General features: G+C 63.5%; 24 protein-coding genes. 16 read left to right on the top strand and 8 right to left on the bottom strand.

The window, feature by feature from the left end; all coding sequences use genetic code 11:
• The first annotated feature begins 51 nt into the window (after positions 1-51).
• Entirely contained in the window at positions 52-1,302 is a 1,251-nt protein-coding gene (locus HUI96_RS17825; RefSeq protein ID WP_337918439.1) for a cysteine desulfurase-like protein, read from the top strand.
• A gap of 369 nt (positions 1,303-1,671) precedes the next feature.
• On the opposite strand, the gene HUI96_RS17820 is transcribed toward HUI96_RS17825, so the two are convergent.
• Both HUI96_RS17820 and HUI96_RS17815 read right to left on the bottom strand, forming a co-directional pair.
• Positions 1,672-2,685, bottom strand: coding sequence for an ornithine cyclodeaminase family protein (locus tag HUI96_RS17820; protein WP_188256026.1), 1,014 nt, complete (start codon positions 2,683-2,685; stop codon positions 1,672-1,674).
• Positions 2,686-2,737: 52 nt separating this feature from the next.
• The gene (locus HUI96_RS17815; protein ID WP_188256025.1) at positions 2,738-3,640 is read right to left on the bottom strand and encodes a LysR substrate-binding domain-containing protein; all 903 of its coding nucleotides are present in this window, start codon (positions 3,638-3,640) and stop codon (positions 2,738-2,740) included.
• A gap of 405 nt (positions 3,641-4,045) precedes the next feature.
• Between HUI96_RS17815 and HUI96_RS17810 the strand changes: the two genes are divergently transcribed.
• The 9 genes from HUI96_RS17810 (at position 4,046) to hydA (ending at position 13,744) form a co-directional block, all read left to right on the top strand.
• Positions 4,046-5,332: an ABC transporter substrate-binding protein gene (locus HUI96_RS17810; protein ID WP_188256024.1), complete on the top strand. Its 1,287-nt coding sequence runs from the start codon at positions 4,046-4,048 to the stop codon at positions 5,330-5,332.
• 77 nt (positions 5,333-5,409) lie between these two features.
• Positions 5,410-6,288: an ABC transporter permease gene (locus HUI96_RS17805; protein ID WP_188256023.1), complete on the top strand. Its 879-nt coding sequence runs from the start codon at positions 5,410-5,412 to the stop codon at positions 6,286-6,288.
• A 6-nt stretch (positions 6,289-6,294) separates the two neighbouring features.
• Complete coding sequence (locus tag HUI96_RS17800; RefSeq protein ID WP_188256022.1) at positions 6,295-7,128, top strand: ABC transporter permease; 834 nt, start codon at positions 6,295-6,297, stop codon at positions 7,126-7,128.
• A 2-nt stretch (positions 7,129-7,130) separates the two neighbouring features.
• Entirely contained in the window at positions 7,131-8,300 is a 1,170-nt protein-coding gene (locus HUI96_RS17795; RefSeq protein WP_237684188.1) for an ABC transporter ATP-binding protein, read from the top strand.
• Positions 8,301-8,593: 293 nt separating this feature from the next.
• Positions 8,594-9,970, top strand: coding sequence for an amidase (locus HUI96_RS17790; protein WP_188256021.1), 1,377 nt, complete (start codon positions 8,594-8,596; stop codon positions 9,968-9,970).
• A gap of 9 nt (positions 9,971-9,979) precedes the next feature.
• Entirely contained in the window at positions 9,980-10,375 is a 396-nt protein-coding gene (locus tag HUI96_RS17785; protein WP_188256020.1) for a carboxymuconolactone decarboxylase family protein, read from the top strand.
• Between the two features lie 22 nt (positions 10,376-10,397).
• Complete coding sequence (locus tag HUI96_RS17780; protein WP_188256121.1) at positions 10,398-11,279, top strand: NAD(P)-dependent oxidoreductase; 882 nt, start codon at positions 10,398-10,400, stop codon at positions 11,277-11,279.
• Between the two features lie 2 nt (positions 11,280-11,281).
• Positions 11,282-12,223, top strand: coding sequence for an N-carbamoyl-D-amino-acid hydrolase (locus HUI96_RS17775; RefSeq protein ID WP_188256019.1), 942 nt, complete (start codon positions 11,282-11,284; stop codon positions 12,221-12,223).
• Between the two features lie 63 nt (positions 12,224-12,286).
• Entirely contained in the window at positions 12,287-13,744 is a 1,458-nt protein-coding gene (gene hydA, locus HUI96_RS17770) for a dihydropyrimidinase (protein WP_188256018.1), read from the top strand.
• A 124-nt stretch (positions 13,745-13,868) separates the two neighbouring features.
• On the opposite strand, the gene HUI96_RS17765 is transcribed toward hydA, so the two are convergent.
• Both HUI96_RS17765 and HUI96_RS17760 read right to left on the bottom strand, forming a co-directional pair.
• Positions 13,869-14,720, bottom strand: a complete 852-nt coding sequence (locus tag HUI96_RS17765) for an FAS1-like dehydratase domain-containing protein (RefSeq protein WP_188256017.1) — start codon at positions 14,718-14,720, stop codon at positions 13,869-13,871.
• 7 nt (positions 14,721-14,727) lie between these two features.
• On the bottom strand, positions 14,728-15,141 hold the full coding sequence (locus tag HUI96_RS17760) for a DUF3830 family protein (RefSeq protein ID WP_337918438.1): 414 nt from the start codon (positions 15,139-15,141) through the stop codon (positions 14,728-14,730).
• Between the two features lie 212 nt (positions 15,142-15,353).
• Here HUI96_RS17760 and HUI96_RS17755 point away from each other — a divergent pair, with 212 nt between their 5' ends.
• The 5 genes from HUI96_RS17755 to HUI96_RS17735 all read left to right on the top strand — a co-directional run bounded on the left by HUI96_RS17755 (position 15,354) and on the right by HUI96_RS17735 (position 19,294).
• Positions 15,354-16,259: a polysaccharide deacetylase family protein gene (locus tag HUI96_RS17755; protein ID WP_188256016.1), complete on the top strand. Its 906-nt coding sequence runs from the start codon at positions 15,354-15,356 to the stop codon at positions 16,257-16,259.
• Between the two features lie 97 nt (positions 16,260-16,356).
• On the top strand, positions 16,357-16,647 hold the full coding sequence (locus HUI96_RS17750) for a hypothetical protein (protein WP_188256015.1): 291 nt from the start codon (positions 16,357-16,359) through the stop codon (positions 16,645-16,647).
• 198 nt (positions 16,648-16,845) lie between these two features.
• Positions 16,846-17,826, top strand: coding sequence for a CobW family GTP-binding protein (locus HUI96_RS17745; protein ID WP_210320215.1), 981 nt, complete (start codon positions 16,846-16,848; stop codon positions 17,824-17,826).
• Positions 17,823-18,458, top strand: coding sequence for an isochorismatase family protein (locus HUI96_RS17740; RefSeq protein ID WP_188256014.1), 636 nt, complete (start codon positions 17,823-17,825; stop codon positions 18,456-18,458). Before HUI96_RS17745 ends, HUI96_RS17740 begins: the two co-directional genes overlap by 4 nt.
• An 89-nt stretch (positions 18,459-18,547) precedes the next feature.
• Entirely contained in the window at positions 18,548-19,294 is a 747-nt protein-coding gene (locus tag HUI96_RS17735; RefSeq protein ID WP_188256013.1) for an SDR family NAD(P)-dependent oxidoreductase, read from the top strand.
• Between the two features lie 82 nt (positions 19,295-19,376).
• On the opposite strand, the gene HUI96_RS17730 is transcribed toward HUI96_RS17735, so the two are convergent.
• The 4 genes from HUI96_RS17730 to HUI96_RS17715 all read right to left on the bottom strand — a co-directional run bounded on the left by HUI96_RS17730 (position 19,377) and on the right by HUI96_RS17715 (position 22,719).
• Positions 19,377-19,934 (bottom strand): hypothetical protein, encoded by a 558-nt coding sequence (locus HUI96_RS17730; protein ID WP_188256012.1) that lies wholly within the window; start codon positions 19,932-19,934, stop codon positions 19,377-19,379.
• Positions 19,931-21,127, bottom strand: coding sequence for a zinc-dependent alcohol dehydrogenase (locus tag HUI96_RS17725; protein WP_188256011.1), 1,197 nt, complete (start codon positions 21,125-21,127; stop codon positions 19,931-19,933). Before HUI96_RS17725 ends, HUI96_RS17730 begins: the two co-directional genes overlap by 4 nt.
• 467 nt (positions 21,128-21,594) lie before the next feature.
• Complete coding sequence (locus HUI96_RS17720; protein ID WP_188256010.1) at positions 21,595-22,002, bottom strand: hypothetical protein; 408 nt, start codon at positions 22,000-22,002, stop codon at positions 21,595-21,597.
• Between the two features lie 216 nt (positions 22,003-22,218).
• Positions 22,219-22,719: a hypothetical protein gene (locus HUI96_RS17715; protein ID WP_188256009.1), complete on the bottom strand. Its 501-nt coding sequence runs from the start codon at positions 22,717-22,719 to the stop codon at positions 22,219-22,221.
• A 385-nt stretch (positions 22,720-23,104) separates the two neighbouring features.
• On the opposite strand from HUI96_RS17715, the gene HUI96_RS17710 reads away from it, so the two are divergent.
• Positions 23,105-23,323 carry a hypothetical protein gene (locus HUI96_RS17710; protein ID WP_188256008.1) on the top strand — a complete coding sequence of 73 codons (219 nt, stop codon included), beginning with the start codon at positions 23,105-23,107 and terminating at the stop codon, positions 23,321-23,323.
• The last annotated feature ends 39 nt before the right edge of the window (positions 23,324-23,362 follow it).

The following is a 23,362-nucleotide window of genomic DNA, read 5'->3' as shown; positions in this document are numbered from 1 at the left end:
GGCTCGCCGCCTCGAACCAGAACAACTCATCACGGACTGGAGGAGATAGCCGTGCATCAGCAGAATACTTTCCGAATCGAGGCGGTGCGCGCCCAGTTCCCGGCATTGCAGAAGGCGGGCTCCTTCATCTTCATGGACAATGCGGCCGGCGCGCAAATCCCGCAGAGCGTGCTCGATGCGGTGACCACCCACCTCACCGACTTCAACGTGCAGCGCGGCGGGCGCTATGGCCGCAGCGTCCGGGTGGATCAATCCGTGGCGACTGCGCGCGAGAGCGTGGCGATCCTGATCAACGCCTACCGCCCGGAGGAGATCTGCTTCGGGATGAACGCCACCTCGTTCATCCGGCTGGTCAGCCTCGGCATCGGCCAGATGCTGTCGGATCGTGACGAGATCGTCGTCACCGACATGGACCATGACGCCAACATCGCCACCTGGCTGGCGCTCGCGCCCTCAGGCGTGAAGATCAAGTGGTGGCGCATGCGAGAGGACGGCAATCTCCACGTTGATGACCTGCGCCCGCTCGTCTCCGACCGCACCCGGCTCGTCGCCTGCGCGGTGGCCGCGCACGCCATTGGCTCGATCGTCGACGTCGCTTCCGTTGCTGAGATCGCCCATGCGGCTGGCGCGGAGCTCTTCCTCGACTGCGTCCATTACGGCCCGCATGCGCTCATCGACGTGCAGGCGTGGGGCTGCGACTATCTCGTCTGCTCCGGCTACAAGAATTTCTCGCCGCACATGGGTTTTCTTTGGGGGCGGTATGATGCGCTCAAGCGGCTGCCCACCTTCCGCGAGGATTTCATCCCCGACGAGCCTCCCTACAAGGTCGAGGCAGGCACCTTCATCTACGAGAACGTGTCGGGCATGGATGCCGCGGTCAGGTATCTCGAGTCGGTCGGGCGCGGCTTTGCGCCGTCGAACAACCGCACGCGCCGGGACAACATCGTCGCCGGCATGGGTGCGATCCGCGACTACGAGATCTTGCTCGCCCGCGAGATGCTGCGCGTGCTGAAGGGCTGCGGCGCGACAGTCTATGGCATTGCGGACGAGAGCCGCATCCAGGAGCGGGTGCCGACCTTCATGTTCAACATCGGCACGCTGTCGCCGCAGATGATCGTGGAGGAGATGGCGAGCCGCGAGATCGGAATCCGCGACGGCCACATGTACGCGCCGCGGCTGATGAACCGGCTGGGGCTCAGCATGGACAGCGGCGCCATCCGCGTCTCGCTCGTCCACTACAACACGGTCGAGGAGATCGGCCGGTTCGAGGAGGCGCTGCGGGAGATTTCGCGGAGGACGTGAGAGAGGCGGATGAGGGGACAACCGACAGGCCTCCGCCCGAGGAGGCCAATCCCGAATGGTTCGAGGGTCTAGCTGGTTCGGGCTGAGACTCGAAGTTTTTCGCGGGGTTGATTGACGCGTGCGACGATTGGCCGATTTCATCTCTGCGTTTGTCATCCTCGGGCTTGACCCGAGGATCCATGCCGGACCAGTCCGGACGAACACAGCCGGTGCCGAGCCCGCTCGCATCCCAGTGTTAATCTGCTTTGCCGGATACGGCCGCATTGCTCCGGCATGGATCCTAGGGTCTTCGCGACACCGCTCCGCGGTTGCTCCGCCTTAGGATGACGAAGAAGCAGGGGCCCTTCTCAATCTCTCCCGGCAGCTTCCTCAGGTCGAAATCATCTTCTTCTCGATGCCCACTCCAGCCGCCAGCGCGCGCTCGTATTCCAGCGGCACGGTCGCCGAATCCTGCAGCGCGATGCCGGTCGAGTCGAACAGCGTGATCTCATCGTCCGAGGTGCGGCCCTGCTTCCTGCCGGTGATCACCTCGCCGATCTCGCCGGCGATGTCGGCCTCTGTGATCAGGCCTTCGGAGAGAGGCACGTTGATCTCGCCATCGGTGCGGCACTGGCGGATGTCGTCGACGAAGATGCGGGCGCGCTGCAGGATCTTGCCCTCAAGCTCCTGATCGCCCTTCTTGTCGGCGCCGACCGCTGCGATGTGCGTGCCCGGCGAGATCCATTCGTCCATGACGATCGGCCCGCGCGCCGGCGTGATGGTGACGACCACGTCGGCCCCGCGCACCACCTGTTCGATGTTGGTCGACGGCTTGATCTCGAAGCTGCCGTATTTCGGCTGCTGCTCCTTGACGAAATGGTCGAGCGTCTCCTGGCTGCGGCTCCAGAGCCGCACCTCGGACCAGGGGAATACCTCGTTGCAGGTCGCGAGCGCGCCCTCAGCCATGTGCCCGGCTCCGACGATCGCCAGCTTGCGGGAATCCTTGCGCGCCAGCCACTTGGCCGAGACGGCGGCGGCCGAGCCGGTGCGCATCACCGTGTGATAGCTGCCGTCGACGATGGCGAGTGGAAACCCGGTCTCCGGATGGGTGTAGATGAGGATCGAGAACACCGTCGGCAGGTTGAACCGCTCGCGGTTCCACTCGCGGATCGAGACCCATTTGCAGGCGGCCGCATGCGGCTCCTCGATGTAGGAAGGCATCGCCTCCCACTCGCCCGGAAAGCGGTCGAGCACGATGTGGCCCTTCGGATCCATGTAGAAGCGGCCCTCGCCATGCATGCGGTAGGCCTGCTCGACACAGTCGTTGTACTCGCCCGGTTTTAGCAGGCCGATCATTTCGCTGCGGCCCAGTATCAGCGTCTTGCGGTTCGCCCAGTTTTCCATCTCGATGTTCCCCTTTTCTGGATGGATTGGACCGGCAGCATTGGTCAGCCGGTCAAAGCATGTAGCTCCTGCCGACGTGCTCGCTGGTCTCGATGAAGCGGCGCATTGCGCCGCTCAGACTGGCGCGGCGCCAGGCAAGATGCGTCTCGACGATCACCGGCGGATCGGTGACGATCGGCTTCGGCACGATCGCATGCTCGCCGCAGAAGCGTGGCATGCCGGTGAAGATGGTGATGCCGACGCCTGCGGTGACAAGGCCGAGGATGCCGGTGAGGCTCGACGCCTCCTGTGCCACGGTCAGGACCTGGCCGGCCTTCTGGAAGGCGTCGACGACGATGCGGCGCAGCGTCGGCCACTCGGCGTTGGTGCCCATGACCAACTCCTCCCGTGCGAGATCGTCAATGGTAAGGGACTGCCGTGTCGAGAGCGGATGGTTCGGCGGCAGCAGCGCCATCAGCCTATGCTGGGCGAGAGGCCGTGACTCGATCTCGGAGCTCTGGAACGAGCCCTCGATGAAGCCGAGGTCGATCTCGTCTTGGAGGATCTTGTCGCGCTGCGCGGGGGCATGGAGATAGGTCAGTTCCAGCCGCACGTCCGGATTGGCCCGCCGGAACTCCCGGGTGATGTCTGGCAAAAGCGAATGACCGGTGATCGTCGTGTAGCCGATCCTGAGGATCGCCTTGGTGCCGGAGGCGAGAAGCCGGACGGTGTTCTCGGCCACGTCGATGCGCCCCAGGATGTCCTGGGCCTCTTCGAGCAGATAGCGCCCCGATTCCGTAAGTCTTACCTTACGAGTGGTGCGCTCCAGAAGCTTTACGCCCAGTCTTTCCTCGAGTTCCAGAACGACCCTGCTCACGGCGGGCTGCGCCATGGTCAGACGGTCGGCGGCGCGATGGAAGTTGAGCTCCTCGGCCACTGCCACGAAGGTCGCAAGGTGCTTCAGATCATAGCGCACATTGATAACATTTTTGGATCAATGATTTCAGAAATAATTATTTCACAATCAAAACTCTGCTGTCTAGTCTTTCTATCAATTGAAAAAAGCGCCCGTAAGTGGCGCGAGGGTGAACAGATTAATGGATCTACCTGCGGCCACCGCTTGCAGGCGTTGCAGCGCCATGCGCTTATTTGAGCGAAGCCTTGCCTGCCTTTTGCGCATCGGTGTGTTTGGCTCGCGCCGGGATTGCCGGGCGAAGAAACGAGGATGATAGTGAGGGAACGGACGAGAAGAGAAGGGCTGAATTGGATTAACTAGACCTGCTGGCTCATCGGCTTCGCAAGAAAGCTAGAAAAACATCGGGGGAACCGGTGAGGCGGCAATCCGGACGGCAGTGAATGCTGACAACAATGGGAGAATAGCATGAAGAAGACAGACGGACTTTCCGCCAAGAAGGTGACAAGACGCGGCGTGCTCAAGGGCGGTGCGGCGATCGCGGGCGCAACCGCTATTACCGGCTTTCCCACCGTGTGGGCGCAAAACCTCAAGGACGTGACGCTGGTGCATACCGGCATGTCCTATTCAACGATCGTCGACATCGCGCGTCAGGCGAGCCAGGACCTCGGCTTCAAGGTCGAGATGTCCGTGGTCGACCACCCCGGCCTGATCAACCGCATGGTCAACGATCCGAAGTCGATCGACATCGCCGACATGGAGATCTGGCAGTCGAAGGTCGCCGTGCCGCAGGGCGTCCTCCAGGGCGTCGAGATCGCCAAGATCAAGAACTGGGGCCAACTGACACCCCTCTATACCGAGGGAACATTCGCCGGCAAGGAAGCCTCCCGCGAGGGCGACTCGCCCTTCGAGTTCATCTACCGCGAAAACCAGGACAGCAACGCCTTCGCCACCGGCAAGACCGAGTGGGCGAACTTCTGCCCCGGCGTCTACAATGCTGACACGCTCGGCATCCGTCCCGATCTCACCGGACGCGAAATCACGAGCTGGGCCGATCTGTTCTCCCCCGACTTCAAGGGCAAGGCAGCTATCCAGAACATCCCGACCAACGGCATCATGGACGCTATGATGGCGATGGAGGCGGCTGGCGAGCTGAAATTTGGCGACAAGGGCAACCCGACCCAGGAAGAGCTCACGAAGACGATCGCCCGCCTGATCGAACTGAAGAAGGCCAAGCATTTCCGCGCGCTCTGGAACACCTTCGACGAAAGCGTCAACCTGATGGCGGCGGGCGAGGTGGTTATCCAGTCGATGTGGTCGCCTGCCGTGACGGCCGTGCGCACGCAGGGCATCAACTGCGTCTACCAGCCGCTCAAGGAAGGCTATCGCGGATGGGGCAACGGCCTCGGTCTGATGGCGCATCTCGACGGCCTGAAGCGCGACGCTGCCTACGAGTACCTCAACTGGTACAATTCCGGCTGGGTCGGCGGCTTCATCGCCAAGCAGGGCTACTACAGCTCCAATCCGGAGACCGCCAAGGCGGCTCTGACCGAGAACGAGCGCGGCTTCTTCTACGAGGGCAAGGCCGCGACCGCCGACATCACCAGCCCGACCGGCGAGAAGACCAACTCGGCCGGCGAGGTGCGCGACGGGGGCTCCTACGAGGAGCGCTTCTCGAAGGTGGCGGTCTGGAACAACCTCATGGACGAGGCCGAGTTCCTGTACGCCAAGTGGAACGAGTTCAACGCGGCGTAAGCCTCGAATTCCGGGGAGGGCGGCCCTTGTCGCCGCCCTCGCCATCACCCGCTTGAGCAACGCCTTGGAATGCCCCGATGTCGCCCAGTAATGCCGCCAGCAAATCGCCGCTGACCACCTACCTTCAGGTCGCGCCGCTGATGCTGGTCCTGCTCTTATTCTTCGCCGTCCCGGTCGCGCTTGTGGTCGTGGTCAGCTTCTTCCGATACCAGATGCTGGTCGGCATCGTGCCGGACTTCACCTTCCGCAATTATATCGACCTGTTCTCCAATCCGACGACCTGGACGCTCTATCTGTCCACGGTCAAGTTCACGCTGATCACGCTGGCGATCACCTTTGTGCTGGGCTTCTGGATCGCCTACTTCCTCGTCTTCCACGTCCGCAGCTTGCTGATTGCAATCGGGCTCTTCCTCGTCTGCACCGTTCCCTTCTGGACGTCGAACATCATCCGCATGATCTCGTGGCGCCCGGTGCTGGGCACCGAGGGACTGATCAACAGCGCGCTGATCAAGGCGGGCGTCATCGACCAGCCGCTGCAATGGCTGCTCTACTCGGATTTCTCGGTCGTGGTGGCCTATGTCCACCTGTTCACCCTGTTCATGATCGTACCGATCTTCAATTCCATGGCGCGCATCGACAAGTCTCTGCTCGAAGCGGCCGTCGACGCCGGCGCGACCCGCTGGGGCGTAGTGTGGAATGTGGTGCTGCCGCTCTGCAAGACCGGCATCGCGCTCGGCGCACTGTTCGTCGTGACACTGGTGATGGGCGACTTCTTCGTCGTGACCGTGATGAGCGGCGGCCTGTCGGGCTCGGCCACCTCCGGCATCTTCAACGACCTGCAGTTCCTGAACTATCCGCGCGCGGCAGCCAACGCCGTGATCCTTCTCATCGTCGTGCTTCTGATCGCAGCCGCCATCTTCCGGCTCGTCGACGTGCGCAAGGAACTCGTGAGGTAAAGGCCGATGTCCGCGTCCCCCTCCTACGGCTCGCGTCCCTGGACCTTCTACGTCCTCGCAGCGCTGTTCACGCTCTTCGTCATCTTCCTCTATGGGCCGATGATCGCGGTGCTGATCCTGTCCTTCCAGGGGCCGTCGGCTTCGCTCGTCTTCCCGCTGCGCGATCCGTCCCTCATGTGGTTCCACGAACTGTTCAGCCCGCGGCGCACCGGCGACGTGGCCGGCGCGTTCAACCGGTCTCTGCCGCTTGCGCTCATCGTGATGTTCCTGACGGTGCTGATCTCGGTTACCGCGGGTTTTGCCTTCCGCCGCCGCTTCCGCGGTTCGACGGCGATCTTCTACATGGCCATTGCCAGCCTCATCGTACCGGGCCTGGTACTGTCGATCGGCATACTGGTGACCTTCCGATACCTCGGCCTGACGGCGAGCTGGTGGGGTTCGGCTCTCGGCGCGCATCTCTCGTGGGCGTTGCCGTTCGGGCTGCTCATCATGTTCGCGGTGCTGGGGCGGCTCAATCCGTCCTACGAAGAGGCGGCCCACGATCTCGGCGCGTCGCGCTGGCAGACGGTCAAGGACGTGGTCGTGCCGATCGTCTTTCCCGGCATGATCGCGGTGGCGCTATTCGGCTTCACGCTCTCCTATGACGAGTTCCCCAGGAGTTGGCTGACCGTCGGCACGAAGAACACGCTGCCGCTCGAGATCTGGACGATGACCACCAACGTCACCTCGCCAGCGCTCTATGCGCTGGGCACGGTGACCACCATCGTCTCCTTCGCCGTGATTGCGCTCGCGCTTTCGTCGATCCTCATCATCCAACGCAAACGGTCCCGCGGAAAATGAACATGATGGCCAACCCAAATCTCCAGGGCACGAGCGTCGCCGCCCAGCCCGGATCGGGCGAAATCCGGCTGGTCAACGTCACCAAGCAGTTCGGCAATTCCTATGCGGTCAAGGACATCAACCTGACCATTCCGCACGGCTCCTATTGCTGCCTGCTCGGCCCGTCCGGCTGCGGCAAAACCACGATCCTGCGCATGATCGCGGGTCACGAAACGCCGACCTCCGGAGAAATCTACATCGGCGACCAGATGGTCGTGGGCAAGCCGCCGGTGGAACGCGGTACAGCGATGATGTTCCAGAGCTACGCTCTGTTCCCGCACCTCACGATCCAGGACAACGTCGCCTTCTACCTGAAGATGCGGGGCGTCGGGAAAGAGGAGCGTCGTCAGCGCGCGCTCGAGATGCTGCAGCGTGTCCAACTCGATCATCTGAAGGACCGCATGCCGGCTCAACTCTCGGGCGGCCAGCAGCAGCGCGTGGCGCTCGCCCGCTCGCTCATCACCAATCCGAAGGTGCTGCTGCTCGACGAACCGCTCTCGGCGCTCGACGAGTTCCTGCGGCTCAAAATGCGCGGCGAACTGAAGAGCCTGCAGAACGAACTCGGCATCACCTTCGTGCACGTCACCCATACCCAGCCTGAGGCGATCGCGCTGGCCGACATGGTGGTCGTGATGGACACCGGCCGCATCGACCAGGCCGATACCGCCAACATCATCTTCGACAAGCCGAAGACCCCCTACGTCGCCCGCTTTATGGGCGGCCAGAACGTGCTCACCGGCACGGTCGAGAAGAGCGGCAATGGCGTGCTCAAGCTGAAGGCCGCCGACGGCTCGATCTATGAGACCGCGCACGCCGCGTCATCGGCTGCCGCGGGCTCGCCCTTGTCGGTCGCGGTCCGTCGCGACCGCGTCTCGCTGAAGAAAGGACGCGGCAACGGCGTCAATGCGGTGAACTCGATAGCAGGCATCGTAGACGCCACGGAGTATCAGGGCAGCTACGTCAAGGTGACCATCAACGTCGCCAGCGACGTGTTCGTCGCCAACGTTTCGGACTCGGCCTATTTCGCTGAGCCGGTCGATACCGGCGATCCGGTCGTGGCGAACTGGAAGGCCGAGGATGTCCATGTGCTGAGCAAGGTCGATTCCGGCGTGGCCGCAGACCACGGACACTAGGGAAACCTGGAGGATGCGGCGCGCGGCCGAGGGAGGCCGCGCGATCCGAGGAGCGAATGAAACTGAAGTGGGCCTGCCCTTCTGGGGTAGGCGCTAGGTGCGGTTTGCCGTGCCTGGCCGAAATTATTTGCGCGCCTGGTTCGGCTTCGGCGTTCGAGGCCAGTCGCGCCGCAAGCGAGAGGTAACCCCAGTCCGCTGCGGAAGCAACGGACGAAGCGTTTCGCGCATGCGCGAAGCGACGGTGATGTTTTGCCTGGCGAGCAATCGTCTGGCGAAGGAACGGGAGATGGGAAGTGACCGATATCGAGACAATCGCCAGCCGTTCGGCCGCAGGCATCGCGCTCGCCTATCGCAGCGGCGAAGCGAGTCCGGTCGAGGTGATCGAGTGCCTGCTGGAGCGCATCGACAAGTCCACGGCCGCCAACATCTTCATCACGGTCACGCCCGAACGGGCGCGCCGCGAGGTGGAAGCCTCCGCCAGGCGCTATCGCGAAGGCAACCCGCTCTCCGCGCTGGACGGCGTGCCGCTCGCCTGGAAGGACCTCTTCCACGTGGCGGGCACCCGCACCACGGCGGGCTCCGCGCTGCTGGCCGACAGTCCGGTCCGGGACCGGGACATGCCCTGCGTTGCAAATGCTGCTGCGGCCGGGATGGTCACCATGGGCAAGCTCAACCTGACGGAGTTCGCCTATTCGGGGCTCGGCCTCAATCCACATTTTGGTACGCCGGTCAATCCGAACGACCGGACCACGCACCGCGCTCCCGGCGGCTCCTCGTCCGGATCGGGGACGGCGGTGGCAGCCGGGCTGGTCCCAATCGCGATCGGCACAGATACAGGCGGATCGGTGCGCATCCCCGCGGCCTTCAACGGCATTGTCGGCTACAAGACCAGCACCGGCCGCATTGCCAAGCACGACCTGATCCCGCTCGCCCGCAGCTACGACACGATTGGTCCGCTCGCGCGCACCGTGGAGGACTGCATCGTCGCCGATATGCTGTTGCGGGGTGAGGTTGCATCTCCCGTGCGCCGGGCGGACATCAGGTCGCTGACGGTGGTCGTCCCGACGAATGTGGTGACGGATGGCGCCGAACCGGCGGTGCTGGAAAACTACGAGCGGGCACTCGATTCTCTCGGTAAGGCCGGCGCAACGATCAGGCGGGAGCACGTCGACGGACTCGACCAAGTTCTCGAGATCACTGCGCGCTATGGGACGCTGATCGCCGCAGAGGCTTATACCCAATATCGCGAAATGGCCGACAGCGAACAGGCGGAGCAGGTGGATCGCCGCGTGATCTTCCGCATGATGGGCGGCAAGCGCATGTCTGCGGCCGACCTGCTCTCCATCCAGCAGGCGCGGGAGCAACTGATACCCCGGATCACTGCGCGGCTCTCCGGCGCGCTGCTTGCAATGCCGACAACGCTGCACACCGCGCCCGAAGTGGCACCGCTGGAGGCGGACGACGAACTGTTCCATGCCGTCAATCTTAAGACCTTGCGCAACACTGCACTCGGCAACGTGCTCGACCTCTGCGCGGTGGCGCTTCCCAGCGGCCGTGACGAGAAAGGCCTGCCGACGAGCATCCTGATGTCGGCGGCGCATGACGAGGACACTCGCCTGCTCGGCCATGCAATTGCGATCGAGCGAGAGCTGCGAGAGGCGCAGGCCTGAGGAGGACCGATGACAGCCAACAAGCCACGATCCGAACGCTTCGAGCGCGGGCTGAAGACGCGTCGAGAGGTGCTCGGCGCCGACTATGTCGACCGCTCGCTGGAGCAGGCCGACGAGTTCAACTGGGCGATGCAGCAACTCACGACCGAATGGTGCTGGGGCGGCACCTGGAACAGACCGGGCCTCGATCGGCGCTCGCGGTCCATCCTCAATCTCGGCATGATCGCCGCGTTGAACCGCCCGCACGAACTCAAGCTGCATATCCGCGGCGCGATCAACAACGGCCTCACCAAGGAGGAGCTGAAGGAGATTTTTCTGCAGATCGGTACCTATTGCGGCGTGCCGGCTGCCATGGACAGTTTCCGCATCGCCAAGGAGGTGTTCAAGGAGATGGGGATTGACTGAGCCGATCCTGCCGCCCGGGCCGATGGCATTTGTCGGCCTGGGCATGATGGGTATGCCCATGGCCTCGCGGCTGGTGGCGGCGGGATTCGGCGTGCGCGGCAGCGATGTTTCGCAAGCGGCGCTCGCGACGTTCTCCGCATCGGGCGGGATCGCCTGCGCCACGCCTGCGGAGGCGGCGAAGGACTCGTCTGTCCTGATAACGATGCTGCCGAACGGCCCCGTCGTGCGCGACGTGCTCATGGGATCGGGAAGGGCTGCGGATGCGCTGGCGCCGGGCGCGCTCGTCATCGACATGAGTTCTTCTGCGCCTCTGGAGACCCGGCGGCTGGCCGAGGAACTGACGGCAAAGGGCCTGCAGTTCGTCGACGCTCCCGTCTCAGGCGGGGTGAAGCGCGCTGAGGCGGGCACTTTGGCGATCATGGCCGGCGGCGATCATGGTGAGATCGAGCGGGCGCGGCCGGTGCTGGAGGCGATGGGCAGTTCGATCGTCGCGACAGGGCCGGTCGGATCGGGCCACGCGGTGAAGGCGCTCAACAACTACGTCTCCGCGGCCGGGCTGGTCGCCGCTTGCGAGGCGGTGGTCGTCGCGGAAAGATTTGGGGTCGATCCGGACGTCCTCATCGACGTGCTCAACGTCTCGACAGGACGCAACAACTCGACCGAAGTGAAGATGAAGCCCTTCGTGCTTTCCGGCAGCTTCGCGTCGGGATTCGCAATGGCGCTGATGGCCAAGGATCTGCGGACGGCCGCGGACCTGTCGCACGAACTCGGCCTCGATCTCGATGGGCTGCGCGCCGCCGCCGGACTCTGGACTGCGGCCTCGGCAGAGCTGGGCCAGAAGGCGGATCACATGGAGATTCACCGCTTCGTTCTGGAACGAAGCAAGGCGGAGAAGGGAGGCTAGATATGGCAAGGATCATCCACGCGGCAGCGGCCCAGATGGGGCCGATCGCGAAATCGGAGACGCGCAAGGATACGGTGAGGCGTCTCATCGCGATGATGCGGGAGGCGAAGGGGAGGGGCGCGGAACTGGTGGTCTTTACCGAACTTGCGCTGACGACCTTCTTCCCGCGCTGGCTGATCGAGGACGAGGCCGAACTCGACAGCTACTACGAGAAGGAGATGCCCGGGCCGGAGACCCAGCCGCTGTTCGATGAAGCGAAGAAGCTCGGCGTCGGATTCTATGTCAGCTACGCCGAACTGGTGCAGGAGGGCGGCCGCAAGCGGCGCTTCAACACCTCCATCCTGGTGGATCGGTCCGGCAACATCATCGGCAAATACCGCAAGGTGCATCTGCCCGGCCATGTCGAGCCGCAGCCTGGCCGTACGCACCAGCATCTGGAAAAGCGCTATTTCGAGCCGGGGGATCTAGGTTTTCCAGTGTTCCGCGGCTTCGGCGGGGTGATGGGCATGTGCATCTGCAACGACCGCCGCTGGCCCGAGACCTACCGCGTCATGGGCCTTCAAGGCGTCGAGATGGTCATGCTTGGATACAACACCCCTTACGACCACACCGGCCATAAGGACATCGACAGCCTGACGCAGTTTCACAACCATCTCTCGATGCAGGCCGGCGCCTACCAGAACTCGACCTGGGTGATCGGCACGGCGAAGTGCGGCGTCGAGGAAGGCTCGAACATGGTCGGGCAGAGCGCCATCATCGCGCCGTCCGGCGAGATCGTCGCCCAGGCGGTGTCGCTGGATGACGAGATCATCACCGCGCGCTGCGACCTCGACCTCGGCAAGCGCTACCGCGAGACCATCTTCAATTTCGCCAAGCATCGCGAGCCGGAAACGTATAGGCTTATCGTCGAGCGCAAGGGAGCGGTCCCGCCGCCGGAAGTGTGATCAAATCGTGGCCGCAGCAAGAGCAGTGGTCGCGAGGGGAAGCGTGAATAAAGGGAGAAGAGCATGTCGACAGTGATCAAGGGCGGCACAATCGTCGCCGCGGACCGGACCTACGAGGCGGATATCCTGATCGAGGGCGAGAAGATCGCAGCGATCGGGCCGAACCTGAAGGGCGACAAGACGGTCGACGCCGAAGGCGCCTATGTCATGCCGGGCGGCATCGATCCGCATACGCATCTCGAAATGCCGTTTATGGGAACGACGGCTGCCGAGACCTGGGAGAGCGGGACCTTCGCGGCGCTTTCGGGCGGCACCACGCTGGTCGTCGACTTCGTCATTCCCGGCGAGGCGGGCATGCTCGCCGCACTGGACGATTGGGAGGCGAAGGCGCGGCGGCAGGCCTCGTCCGACTACTCGCTGCACATGTGCGTCAACGGCTGGTCGCAGAAGCATTTCGAGGAGATGGAGAAGGTCGTCGCGCGCGGCGTCAACACCTTCAAGCACTTCATGGCCTATAAGGGCGCGCTGATGGTGAACGACGACGAGATGTTCGCGTCGTTCCAGCGCTGCGCGGCGCTTGGCGCGCTGCCGCTCGTCCATGCCGAGAACGGCGACATCGTCGCCGCATTGCAGCAGAAGTACATGGCCGAAGGCAATAACGGCCCTGAGGCGCATGCCTACTCGCGCCCGCCCGAGGTGGAAGGCGAGGCGACCAACCGCGCCATCATGATCGCGGATGCGGCCGGGGTGCCGGTCTACATCGTCCATACCTCGTCCGAGCAGGCGCATGAGGCGATCCGTCGGGCACGGCAGAAGGGAATGCGTGTATTTGGCGAGCCGCTGATCCAGCACCTTACGCTCGACGAGACCGAGTACTTCAACAGGGATTGGGATTATGCCGCGCGCCGCGTGATGAGCCCGCCCTTCCGCGACAAGAGCCATCAGGCTTCGCTCTGGGCCGGCCTGGCCGCTGGTTCGCTGCAGGTAGTGGCGACCGACCACTGCGCCTTCACCACCGAGCAGAAGCGCACGGGCATCGGCAACTTCACCAAGATCCCGAACGGCACCGGCGGCCTTGAGGACCGGCTTTCTGTGCTCTGGACCAAGGGTGTCGAGACCGGCCGCATCACGCCCAACGAGTTCGTCGCGGTGACTTCGACCAACATCGCGCAGATCCTCAACATCTATCCGCAGAAGGGCGCGATCCTCCCGGGCTCGGATGCCGACCTCGTCGTCTGGGATCCCAAGATTTCGAAGACGATCTCGGCCGCCAACCAGAAGTCGATCATCGACTACAACGTTTTCGAAGGCTTCCATGTGAACGGCCAAGCCCGCTACACGATCTCGCGCGGCGACGTCGTGTGGTCCTACGGCCAGAACTCGCAGCCGCAGCCCGGCCGCGGCAAGCTCCTGCACCGCAAGCCGTTCCCGGCGGTCGCGAAGGCGCTGTCAGTGTGGAAGGAACTGACCGCTCCGCGCGCCGTCACCCGCTCGGCCGAGCATATGCCGATCGGCGTGTAATACGTTGACCGGAGATGCTTACCCTCTCCCCGTGATGTACGAGGAGAGGGAGGCGCCTACGTTGTAGCATCGCCCTTGAAGGCGTTGGCAGGCGGACGACGATCGATAGGTCGCAGCTTGCCGCTCATTCGAGCACTGCCTCGGCTGTCATGGCCAGGCGGCCCTCGTGGTTCCGCGCCCAGGCCTTCACGATGCCGCCCGGGTTCGGGGGATCGGCGTCCAGGCTCATTTCGTTGCCGTCGAACAGCGGCGACACGGCACGGAAGGAGAAGCGCGCGATACGCGATCGCTGGGCATTGCGGCGGATCAAGTCTAGCAGCAGGGTCGCCGTCAATGGGCCATGGACGACGAGACCAGGATACCCTTCCTCGCGCGTGACATAGTCGCGGTCGTAATGGATGCGGTGGCCGTTGAAGGTCAGCGCGGAATAGCGGAACAGCATCACCGCGTCGGGCACAAACTGTCGATGCCAGGCACCGGCTGGTGCTGCGGGGGCGGGTTTTGCAGCCGGCGCCTCCAGCCCGCGATAGACGATGTCATGCTCGTCGACGATCGCGACCGGCTCGCCCTCCCTGCCGATCTCGTGGCGGACGGTGACGAAGACGAGCGGGCCGCTGGAGCCTTCCTTGGTAGTCACCGACTTGATGGTCGAGCGGCGGGTGACCAAGTCGCCGACGCGGATGTCTCCCGGGAAGGCGATGCGGCTGCCGGCCCACATGCGGCGCGGCAGTTCGTGCACCGGCGGAAGGAAGCCGCCGCGCTTCTGATGACCGTCCGGTCCGATCTCGGATTGGCGGGCATCGGGCAGGAAGAACAGCCAGTGGGCGAGCGGCGGCACCACGTCGCCGTCCCTTGCGCGCGGATCGTCGCGGTCCAGCGTCGCTGCAAGCCGGTCGAGCGGGCCGGCAGTCAGCCTGTCGCGGCTCTCCTCGGAGCGGCCCACCCAGGCGGAATAGTCGTTGAGCGCGCCGCCCATGGTCGCGTCATGCCGCCTCGAACTTGATGTCCTGCGCGCCCTGCCAGAGCGCGCGCCGACCAATCTCCGGTAGTAGGTCGAGGCCGGAGGTCAACGTGATGAAATGATTGCCGGCAAGCTGGCCCATCTTGCTGGCAAAATGCACGCCGCCATAGGCGAGCAGGATCTCGGTCTCCGATATGCCGCCGGGATAAAGCAGGATCTGCCCCGGCGCAGGATAGCTTGTGTGGTTCTCGTAGCCGACGCCGAAGTCGAGGTCGCCGAGCGGGATCCATACGCCTTCGCCGCTCCAGCGCACATGCACGACCTTGCTTGCGAAGGGCAGGCGGGCGGCGAAGGCCGCGCATGTATGCGGCGCCTTGTCCGTCTCCAGGCGCGCGGTGAAAACCATGTCCGCGATCGTAATCTTCAAACTCGCCACTACAACTCTCCCCAGCTCATTTTTCTTTCCGCTTCAGCAATCCAGAATTACTCATCGATTGATGCGCAATACAAATTAATGTGGAACGACAATAGCTTAAGTTGTTCTTCACGATAAAGAAAATTCTGGATTTTTCAATGCGTCCATGTTCCTATCAATTCGATTGGACCAATCCAACATGCCGCGACGACGGCCAGAATGGGAGCATGTAAATGGCAAAGAAGGAAATCATCTGCGCGTTCGGCACCGACATCGACTCGGTTGCAGGCTGGATCGGCTCCTATGGCGGCGGTGACTCGCCATCCGACATCCAGCGAGGCATCTTCGCGACCGAGGTCGGCGTGCCGCGCCTGCTGCGGCTGTTCAAGAAATACGACCTGAAGACCAGCTTCTTCGCCCCTGGCCACTCGATCGAGACCTTCCCGAAGGAGATCGAGATGATCGTGAAGGACGGCCACGAACTCGGCGCGCATGGCTATCTGCACGAGAACCCGATCGCGATGACGCCGACCCAGGAAGAGGCGGTCCTGGTCAAGAGCATCGAACTGATCGAGAAGCATTCCGGCCAGAAGCCGCGCGGCTATGTGGCGCCGTGGTGGGAGATGTCGCAATCGACCGCCGCGCTGCTGCAGAAGTACGGTTTCACCTACGACCACAGCCAGGGCTATCGCGACTTCCAGCCCTTCTATGCGCGCGTCGGCGATTCCTGGAACGTCATCGATTATTCCAAGAAGGCCGAGGAGTGGATGCATCCGCTCAAGCACGGCAAGGAGATCGACCTCGTCGAGATCGGCGCCAACTGGTATGTCGACGACCTGCCGCCGATGATGTTCATGAAGAAGGCGCCCAACAGCCACGGCTTCGTCAATCCGCGCGACATCGAGGAGATGTGGCGCGACCAGTTCGACTGGGTCTATCGCGAGATGGATTACGCGGTCTTTGCCTTCACCATCCATCCCGACGTCAGCGGCCGTCCGCAGGTCCTGCTCATGCTGGAGCGGCTGATCGAGCACATCAACGGCCATTCCGGCGTCAAGTGGATGACCTTCGAGGAGATCGCCGACGATTTCCGCAAGCGCTATCCATTCGCGGGCGGGAAGCGGCCGGAAGTCATCTGAGCCGCCATCCCGACCGGGTTAGGAGCAGCACCGGAGCGGTTTCCATCTTGCCGTGAACCGCTCTAGGGTGGTTGCTCCATCGTCGGCGGAGAACTCCATGTGCGCGAATTGCGGATATCCGGCCGCACCCGGCCACTGGACCGAGACGGGCGCCGCCTCGCCGGGCGACCGGCTGCGCGCCCGCTACCGGCGGGCGCAGGTGCTGCGTTCCGTGCTGCCGGCCTACGGCCTCACCGCCCATGATGACGGGCAAATGCCCGGCATCCAGATTGGCAATCACTTCGGCAGCCAGACCATCGTACGCGATCTCGACGAGGTCTGGTGCGAGGCGGAGCGGATGCTCGGGCGGCCGATCGATCCGCTCGATCCGCGGTTTCTGGGCGAGTAGGGGGCAACTGGGCGATCATGGCGTTCGATCCTAGTTCGTCCCCCTCATCCGGCCGCTTCGCGGCCACCTTCTCCCCGGTGGGGAGAAGAGCGCGGCGGCGATGCCGGCGGCCACCTCTCCCCAGCGGGGAGAGGGTGGCGAGCATAGCGAGCCGGGAGGGGGCTTCATTCCGTTCGACTTGGAGCCTCGTTCCCGCCCATGACTGACGGCCGCATGCGCCTGACCCTGCTCGGCGGGTTTCTCGGCTCCGGCAAGACCACCTGGCTGCGCCACCAGCTTCACGCCGACGCCTTCACCGGTGCCCACGTCATCGTCAACGAAGCGGCCGAAACGCCAATCGATGATGCGCTGCTCGCGCGCGCCTCGGCGATCGAGGTGCTGGCCGGCGGCTGCGCCTGCTGCGAGGCCAGGACGGAACTCGTCGAACGGCTGCGGCGCCTCTGTGATATTCGGAGCCGCACGGCCTCCGGCGAGGCGCGGCTCAAGCACATCGTACTCGAGACCAGCGGCCTTGCCGACCCTGGCGCCATTCTCGAGGCGATCCGGACGGATCCGATGCTGGTTCATCACATCCTGGTCAGCGAGACTATCGTCTGCGTGGACGGCCTGCATGGCTTGGCGCAACTCGTCGGCGAGCCGCTCAGTCGGCGCCAGGTCGAGGCGGCCGACCGGCTGGTCGTGACCAAGCTCGACGAGGCCGACATGGCCTCGCTCGGGCGGCTGGTAGCGACGCTCCAGACGCTCAGCCCGGCTGCCATGATCGAAGGCGCGATCAAGGGCTCGCCGGTGCCGCCGCCCTCCGGAGAGGGCGAAATTCCCGAACCGCTTCCGGAACTGCAGGGCGAGGCATCGGCGATCTTCCCGACGCGGCTCCAACTGGACGATCGGATCGACTGGACCGCGTTCGGGGTCTGGCTTTCGGCGCTGCTCCATGCGCGCGGCGACGACGTGATGCGGGTGAAAGGCGTCGTGCGAACGCCTGCCGGACGCCTGCTGCTGCAGAGCGTGCGGAAGGTCGTCCAGTCGCCGGAGATGCTGCCGGCGCAGGAGGGGCGCGAGGACGACACCATCGTTGTGATCGGGCGCGGCTATCGCGGCGAGGACCTGCTGAAATCGCTGGAGCGCTTCGCCGGCGTCAAAGAACAGGGGGATCTCTCGATCCTGAGGAGGGCCTCGTGAGCGGCAACGACGTCTACCAGAAGCAGCAGTTCGGCCAGAAGACCGGCTTCGGCGCGCGCCCGGCGCTGCTCGTCATCGACTTCGTCAACGGCTTCCACGATCCCGAGATCCTCGGCGGCGGCAACATCGCCGAGGCGGTCAAGGCGACCGTGCCGCTGCTCGCCTTCTTCAGGGAAAACCACCTGCCGGTAATCTTCACGCGCATCGTCTATGCCGCGGACGGTTCGGATGCGAGCCTCTGGTGCGAGAAGGTGCCGCGCCTGCGCGACCTCACGGAGGCCGCCGCGGCGAGCCAGGTGGTGCCGGCTCTCGAGCCGCGGCCCGGCGAACTCGTGATCCGCAAGACGCAGGCCTCCGCATTCTTCGCGACTCCGCTTGCTGCGAACCTGATCGCCAAGGGTATCGACACCTTGGTGGTCACGGGGTGCACGACCAGCGGCTGCGTACGCGCGAGCGTCATCGATGCCATGAGCCTCAATTACCGGACGATGGTCGCCACCGACTGCGTGGGCGACCGCGCGCTGGGGCCGCACGAGGCCAATCTGTTCGACATGGGCCAGAAGTATTCCGATCTTATGACAGTTGCCGAGATCATGTCGGCATTGGCGCCTCACCATTTCCCGGCAATGTGAATCTGGCTAAGAATCACCGGCGACCCCATGCTGGCCTGCCGGCCAGAGAGTTTTGCCGGGGGCGCTGCTTGGAAGAATGGGGAGGCTATATGAACAGGATCGATCTTACGGACCAGACGGCGGTCGTCACTGGCGGCGCGCAGGGGATCGGCTTTGCCGTAGCTCAGAGACTCGTGCAGTCGGGCGCAAAGGTCAGCCTGTGGGACATGGACGCCGAGCGGCTGCAGGCAGCCGTCGCGGAACTCGGCGAGGCGGCACGCAGTGTCGTGGTCGACATCACCGACGCCGATGCAGCGGTCTCCGCGCATGCCCGCAGCGAGCAGGAGTCCGGTCCGGTCTCGATCCTGGTCAACTCCGCCGGCATAGCAGGCCCGAACCATACGCTGGAGACCTACCCGCTCGAGGATTGGCGGCGGGTAATCGAGATCAACCTCAACGGCACCTTCCACGTGAACCGTGCCGTGGTGCCGGGAATGAGGCAGCGCGGCTATGGCCGGATCGTCAACATCGCCTCGATCGCCGGCAAGGAAGGCAACCCGAACGCTTCGGCCTATTCGGCGTCAAAGGCCGGCGTGATCGCGCTGACCAAATCGCTCGGCAAGGAGCTTGCCGGACTCGACATCGCCGTTAATTGCATCACGCCAGCGGCGGCCCGCACCCGCATCTTCGACCAGATGAAGCAGGAGCACATCGACTACATGCTCTCGAAGATCCCGCGGGGGCGCTTCCTGGAAGTGGAAGAGGCCGCCAGCATGGTGGCCTGGCTGGTCTCGAAGGAAAACAGCTTTACCACCGGATCGGTGTTCGATCTTTCGGGCGGGCGCGCGACTTATTGACGGTCCACGCTCCATTCCATAGCAGCGAGATTAGACCGAGTGCCGGCTCGGCTTCGGCTTCAGCCGTGGCCAGTCTTGCTCGCTAATGAACAGCAGCAATTCCTGGTCCTTCATGTCGCGATCCCGGTCGCCGATGAGCCTGCGAACGGGCAGATTCTATGCCTCGCGGGAAGCCGCTGCGGTCGCTGTAGTCGCGCCATTGTCTGCTGCCGCGGCTATGCCGCGATGTCACGGACTGAGCAGCGATTACATCGAGCGCCATGACACCAAGAAGCATCGCCAGCGCCAGGCCGACATTGTCGCGCTTCGGATTGTCGTCGCGCATTGCGGGCATCACCGTCGCCACATCGAGCCCGTCGCCCGCGACACGACTCCACAAGCCGACCTGCTTGTCGATGGACAAGGACAGTATCCCGCTTCCGATCTCGCGCGCGCCATAGGCGCGAATAAGCGATTCCTGGCCTTCCATGCCTAGGGTCCGGGTGATCCGGTGCGGCGCAATCAACTCCATAAGGCCCAGGCCGATGCTGAACCAGCCCAATGCGCGGGCTAGACGATCCGCGGTCCCCAGGGAACTGGGGCCGGAACGGATGATCTTCGGATCTCCCGGTGAGCGCACGATGTTCGACAGGTAAGTCATTGTATGGTCACCTCCTGCCCGGGCTTGAGCACGACCTTGATGCAACTGTCCTGCTTGTCGCGGAAAATCTTGTACATCTCCGGGCCTTCTTCGAGGCCGACAGTGTGCGTGATCACGAAGGAGGGATCGATCTCGCCTTCTTCGATGCGCCGGGTGAGATCATCGGTCCAGCGGTTCACGTGCGTCTGGCCCATCCGCCAGGTGAGGCCCTTGTTCATGGCCTGTCCCAGGGGGATCTTGTCGGAGAAGCCGCTATAGACGCCCGGGATCGAGATCGTGCCGGCTGGCCGGATCACATAGATCATCTCCCGCAGCACGTGCGGCCGATCGTTCTCCATCATCAGCATCTGCTTTGCCCGGTCATAGATGGTGTCGGGCTGCGACATCGAGACGTGGCTCTCCATGCCGACGCAGTCGATACATTTCTCCGGCCCCTTGTTGTCGGTGAGTTCGTTCAGGCGCTCGATGACGCTCTCCTCCTCGAAGTTGATGGGGATCGCACCGCCCGCCTCCGCCATCGAGAGGCGCTCGGGGATGCAATCGATGGCGATCACCTGCCTGGCGCCGAGGAGGATCGCGCTGCGGATCGCCATCTGTCCGACGGGGCCGCACCCCCAGATGGCGACCGTGTCGGTGGGCTCGATGTCGCACTGGACGGCAGCCTGCCAGCCGGTCGGGAAGATGTCGCCCAGGAACAGCGCCTGCTCGTCGGTCAAGCTGTCCGGTACCTTGATGTGGGTCGTGTCGGCGTAGGGGACGCGAACATATTCCGCCTGACCACCGGGATAGCCGCCGGTGAGGTGCGTGTAGCCGAATAGCCCGGCGATGGGATGGCCGAATGTGGCCTCGGCCAACTTCCGATTCCTGTTCGTCCTCTCGCAACACGAGAAATTCTTGCGCCTGCACTGCTCGCATTCGCCGCAGAAGATGGTGAAGGGCACGACGATCCGCTCGCCCTTCCTGAGCTTTCCGTTCACTCCCGGGCCGACCTCGACGACCTCTCCCATGAACTCGTGTCCGATCACGTCGCCAGGCAGCATCGCCGGGATCAGGTTGTGAAAGAGGTGGAGGTCAGAGCCGCAGATCGCGCAGGCCGTTACCTTGACTATGGCGTCTCGAGGCTCCTCGATGCCGGGATCTGTAACCTGGTCGCAGCGGATGTCCTCCTTACCGTGCCAAACCAGTGCTCTCATGGCCGCTCTCCACGCTTGTTGTCATCCTAGCGCTCGATCATTCATTGGGTGAGCGAACCCACAGCGGGTTCCGCCCGAGACAGATCGCGGCTGTTTTAATGCTGCGGTAATCGCCGCACGTGGCGACTCTACGCCGTCGATCGTGGTGCCAAACACCAACGCGGCATGTCTGTTCCAGCAAACAGCGAAGATTCCCGGTGGTCGAAACAAGCCCTGGAGGTGAGGCGGGCGCTTTGAGGGCCGTCTTATTCTTATACGACTAGCGGTGGAGTTTCAGCTTCCGGCTCGCTTCGAAATTGCCCTTTGCAAAGTCAATTGCGCCTTCGCTGCGTGCCGAACGCTTCGCCACCGCAGATGGGACTGCCCATCACAGGATCGAACCAGCCTTCCTGGCGTCAGGCGTGCCCCTTGGACCGGTTAAGTGTTCACGCGGAAGCGAAGTGGAATTGACCAGTCCCCTCTCGCCGTCAGAGAGAACCGCTTTGAGAGAAATCGAACCGCTCGCGGTCTGACAGCATTCTTTTCACCAGCCCGATATGCTGTTCCATTGTCAATCGCATCGCGGCATCAGCCGGCGATACGGTTCTGTACCCAGCACGTGGGGCTCGCTTGTCACGGTATTCATTGGGCGAGAGGACTACCCATCCCACAGGCTTCGACTGCGGACGGCTCTTCAAGCCGACGACGGGGTTTCTGGCGATCTGAGCAACGCGGTCAGAACTCAGCGGTCTCGGCATTTGCTCCTTGGCGTGTGCCTCGAGAATTGCCTTGCCTACAAGCTCCACCAGCTTCGGCAAGTCTGAGCCGGCGACACTGTTCTGCTGCAAATACGCAATCGTGATCTGCGCTACGTGCCGCAACACGTCGTGGTCCATCGCGTTCCCCCTTGATCCCCCAGAAGAACGTACTGCGTAAGAAGAAATCTGTCGAGCAAATTATACGATCGTGGAACACTGTGGATGACTCCAGAACTCCATCGTAATCATCCATTTGTGAGATGGCGAATGGCTGCATTATAGACTTGGAGATGTTGTCTCGGCGGCACTATCCGATACACAGGAAGGTGCCGCCGACTACAGTGCGACCGCGGATTACCGTTTGCCCTTCGACTTTCCTCCACGGCTGTCGGGCGCGTTGTTATGGCTGCCCGAATTGCCGGGATCGCGATCCCCGTGTTCGCCGGAGGCCCCTTCGCCACCATTGCCGGGACCGGCATTCAGGCCGGCATTGTCCTTGCCCCTGTTATGTTCTGACGTGGAATCGCGTTGGCCAGCTCTTGCACCGGCCTTGCCGGCGGCTGGCGAACTCGCGCCTCCCGCCTTGTTCGCCGTAGACTTCTTGCCGGTGGCCGCATCGACCGCGCTGGCCTTTTTGGAGGTGCCGATCGATCCGGTGATCTCATCAAGCGATGGCCGCAGCGTGATGCCGCCGCATCCGCCCACCCAGACCGACTCGCCGCAGGCTCGGTCACCGGATGAACTCCCCGGGCCCCCTTTACCCGAACCTCCATCGCCGCCGCCCTGGGCGAGCGCTGGACCAACAGGCAATGCAGCCATCAGAACGACTGCAAAAGTCTTGGACACTACTGACATTGTCTTGCTCCTCGTAGAGATTGCGCGCCCCGGCTCCGTCGCATGCCGCATCTGCGCACTCGCTTGCCAGACCCTGTTCTGGCTCTGCGCGCCAACGCGCTGCTTTCGTTGTGGTTTCGGCTTCGAGAGGGCCTGAGGACCTCTGCGTGCCTTGTGTCGGACTAAGGTCCTATTGGTGGCTGGCGATCGTCCTCAAAAGGGGCGGGTGGAGCGGGGGATCAGCCGCGCGGAGGCCCGAACCGGCGAACAGGAGTCGGCCGCCAGGCACAGGTGCCCTCTAGAGAAGCCCTTCTGAGGCTAACACTTTGTTCGCCCATTATTCTTGGGTTGCTTGCTCGCGCCCGGCTTCCTACGTAATCTTCTGGCGGAAGAGGGGGCGTGAGATTTGAAGGAGCTTCCGAAGGACATAGACCCCGATTTGGTGATGGCGGTAGGCCGGTATCTCGATGATCACGGCCGATCGACACCGGTTTCGCTCGGGGTGGCTATTCCAGAGATACGCACCCGCTACTCGACGCGGCTCTCGAACAAGGCTCTGGAAGAACTGATTCTGCAGATGGCCGCGACGCGGGGCCTTTCAGTGCTGCTGGACAATCGTCGCTAAGGTGGCCTCCATGTCGTCGTCGAGCGCGGCGTAGCCGAG

This window comes from Pseudaminobacter soli (ex Zhang et al. 2022), assembly GCF_014595955.1.
In the GTDB taxonomy this organism is placed as follows: Bacteria; Pseudomonadota; Alphaproteobacteria; order Rhizobiales; family Rhizobiaceae; genus Kumtagia; species Kumtagia pseudosoli.
This window is presented reverse-complemented; position numbering and strand designations above follow the sequence as displayed.

Excerpts from the sequence above, each read along its gene's own strand:
- HUI96_RS17775 (WP_188256019.1), top strand. The coding sequence starts at position 11,282 with ATGGCAAGGATCATCCACGCGGCAGCGGCCCAGATGGGGCCGATCGCG.
- HUI96_RS17765 (WP_188256017.1), bottom strand. The coding sequence starts at position 14,720 with ATGGGCGGCGCGCTCAACGACTATTCCGCCTGGGTGGGCCGCTCCGAG.
- HUI96_RS17725 (WP_188256011.1), bottom strand. The coding sequence starts at position 21,127 with ATGAGAGCACTGGTTTGGCACGGTAAGGAGGACATCCGCTGCGACCAG.
- HUI96_RS17730 (WP_188256012.1), bottom strand. The coding sequence starts at position 19,934 with ATGACTTACCTGTCGAACATCGTGCGCTCACCGGGAGATCCGAAGATC.
- HUI96_RS17750 (WP_188256015.1), top strand. The coding sequence starts at position 16,357 with ATGTGCGCGAATTGCGGATATCCGGCCGCACCCGGCCACTGGACCGAG.
- HUI96_RS17735 (WP_188256013.1), top strand. The coding sequence starts at position 18,548 with ATGAACAGGATCGATCTTACGGACCAGACGGCGGTCGTCACTGGCGGC.
- HUI96_RS17810 (WP_188256024.1), top strand. The coding sequence starts at position 4,046 with ATGAAGAAGACAGACGGACTTTCCGCCAAGAAGGTGACAAGACGCGGC.
- HUI96_RS17755 (WP_188256016.1), top strand. The coding sequence starts at position 15,354 with ATGGCAAAGAAGGAAATCATCTGCGCGTTCGGCACCGACATCGACTCG.
- HUI96_RS17800 (WP_188256022.1), top strand. The coding sequence starts at position 6,295 with ATGTCCGCGTCCCCCTCCTACGGCTCGCGTCCCTGGACCTTCTACGTC.
- HUI96_RS17805 (WP_188256023.1), top strand. The coding sequence starts at position 5,410 with ATGTCGCCCAGTAATGCCGCCAGCAAATCGCCGCTGACCACCTACCTT.
- HUI96_RS17820 (WP_188256026.1), bottom strand. The coding sequence starts at position 2,685 with ATGGAAAACTGGGCGAACCGCAAGACGCTGATACTGGGCCGCAGCGAA.
- HUI96_RS17745 (WP_210320215.1), top strand. The coding sequence starts at position 16,846 with ATGACTGACGGCCGCATGCGCCTGACCCTGCTCGGCGGGTTTCTCGGC.
- HUI96_RS17715 (WP_188256009.1), bottom strand. The coding sequence starts at position 22,719 with ATGTCAGTAGTGTCCAAGACTTTTGCAGTCGTTCTGATGGCTGCATTG.
- hydA (WP_188256018.1), top strand. The coding sequence starts at position 12,287 with ATGTCGACAGTGATCAAGGGCGGCACAATCGTCGCCGCGGACCGGACC.
- HUI96_RS17720 (WP_188256010.1), bottom strand. The coding sequence starts at position 22,002 with ATGGACCACGACGTGTTGCGGCACGTAGCGCAGATCACGATTGCGTAT.
- HUI96_RS17780 (WP_188256121.1), top strand. The coding sequence starts at position 10,398 with ATGGCATTTGTCGGCCTGGGCATGATGGGTATGCCCATGGCCTCGCGG.
- HUI96_RS17795 (WP_237684188.1), top strand. The coding sequence starts at position 7,131 with ATGATGGCCAACCCAAATCTCCAGGGCACGAGCGTCGCCGCCCAGCCC.
- HUI96_RS17785 (WP_188256020.1), top strand. The coding sequence starts at position 9,980 with ATGACAGCCAACAAGCCACGATCCGAACGCTTCGAGCGCGGGCTGAAG.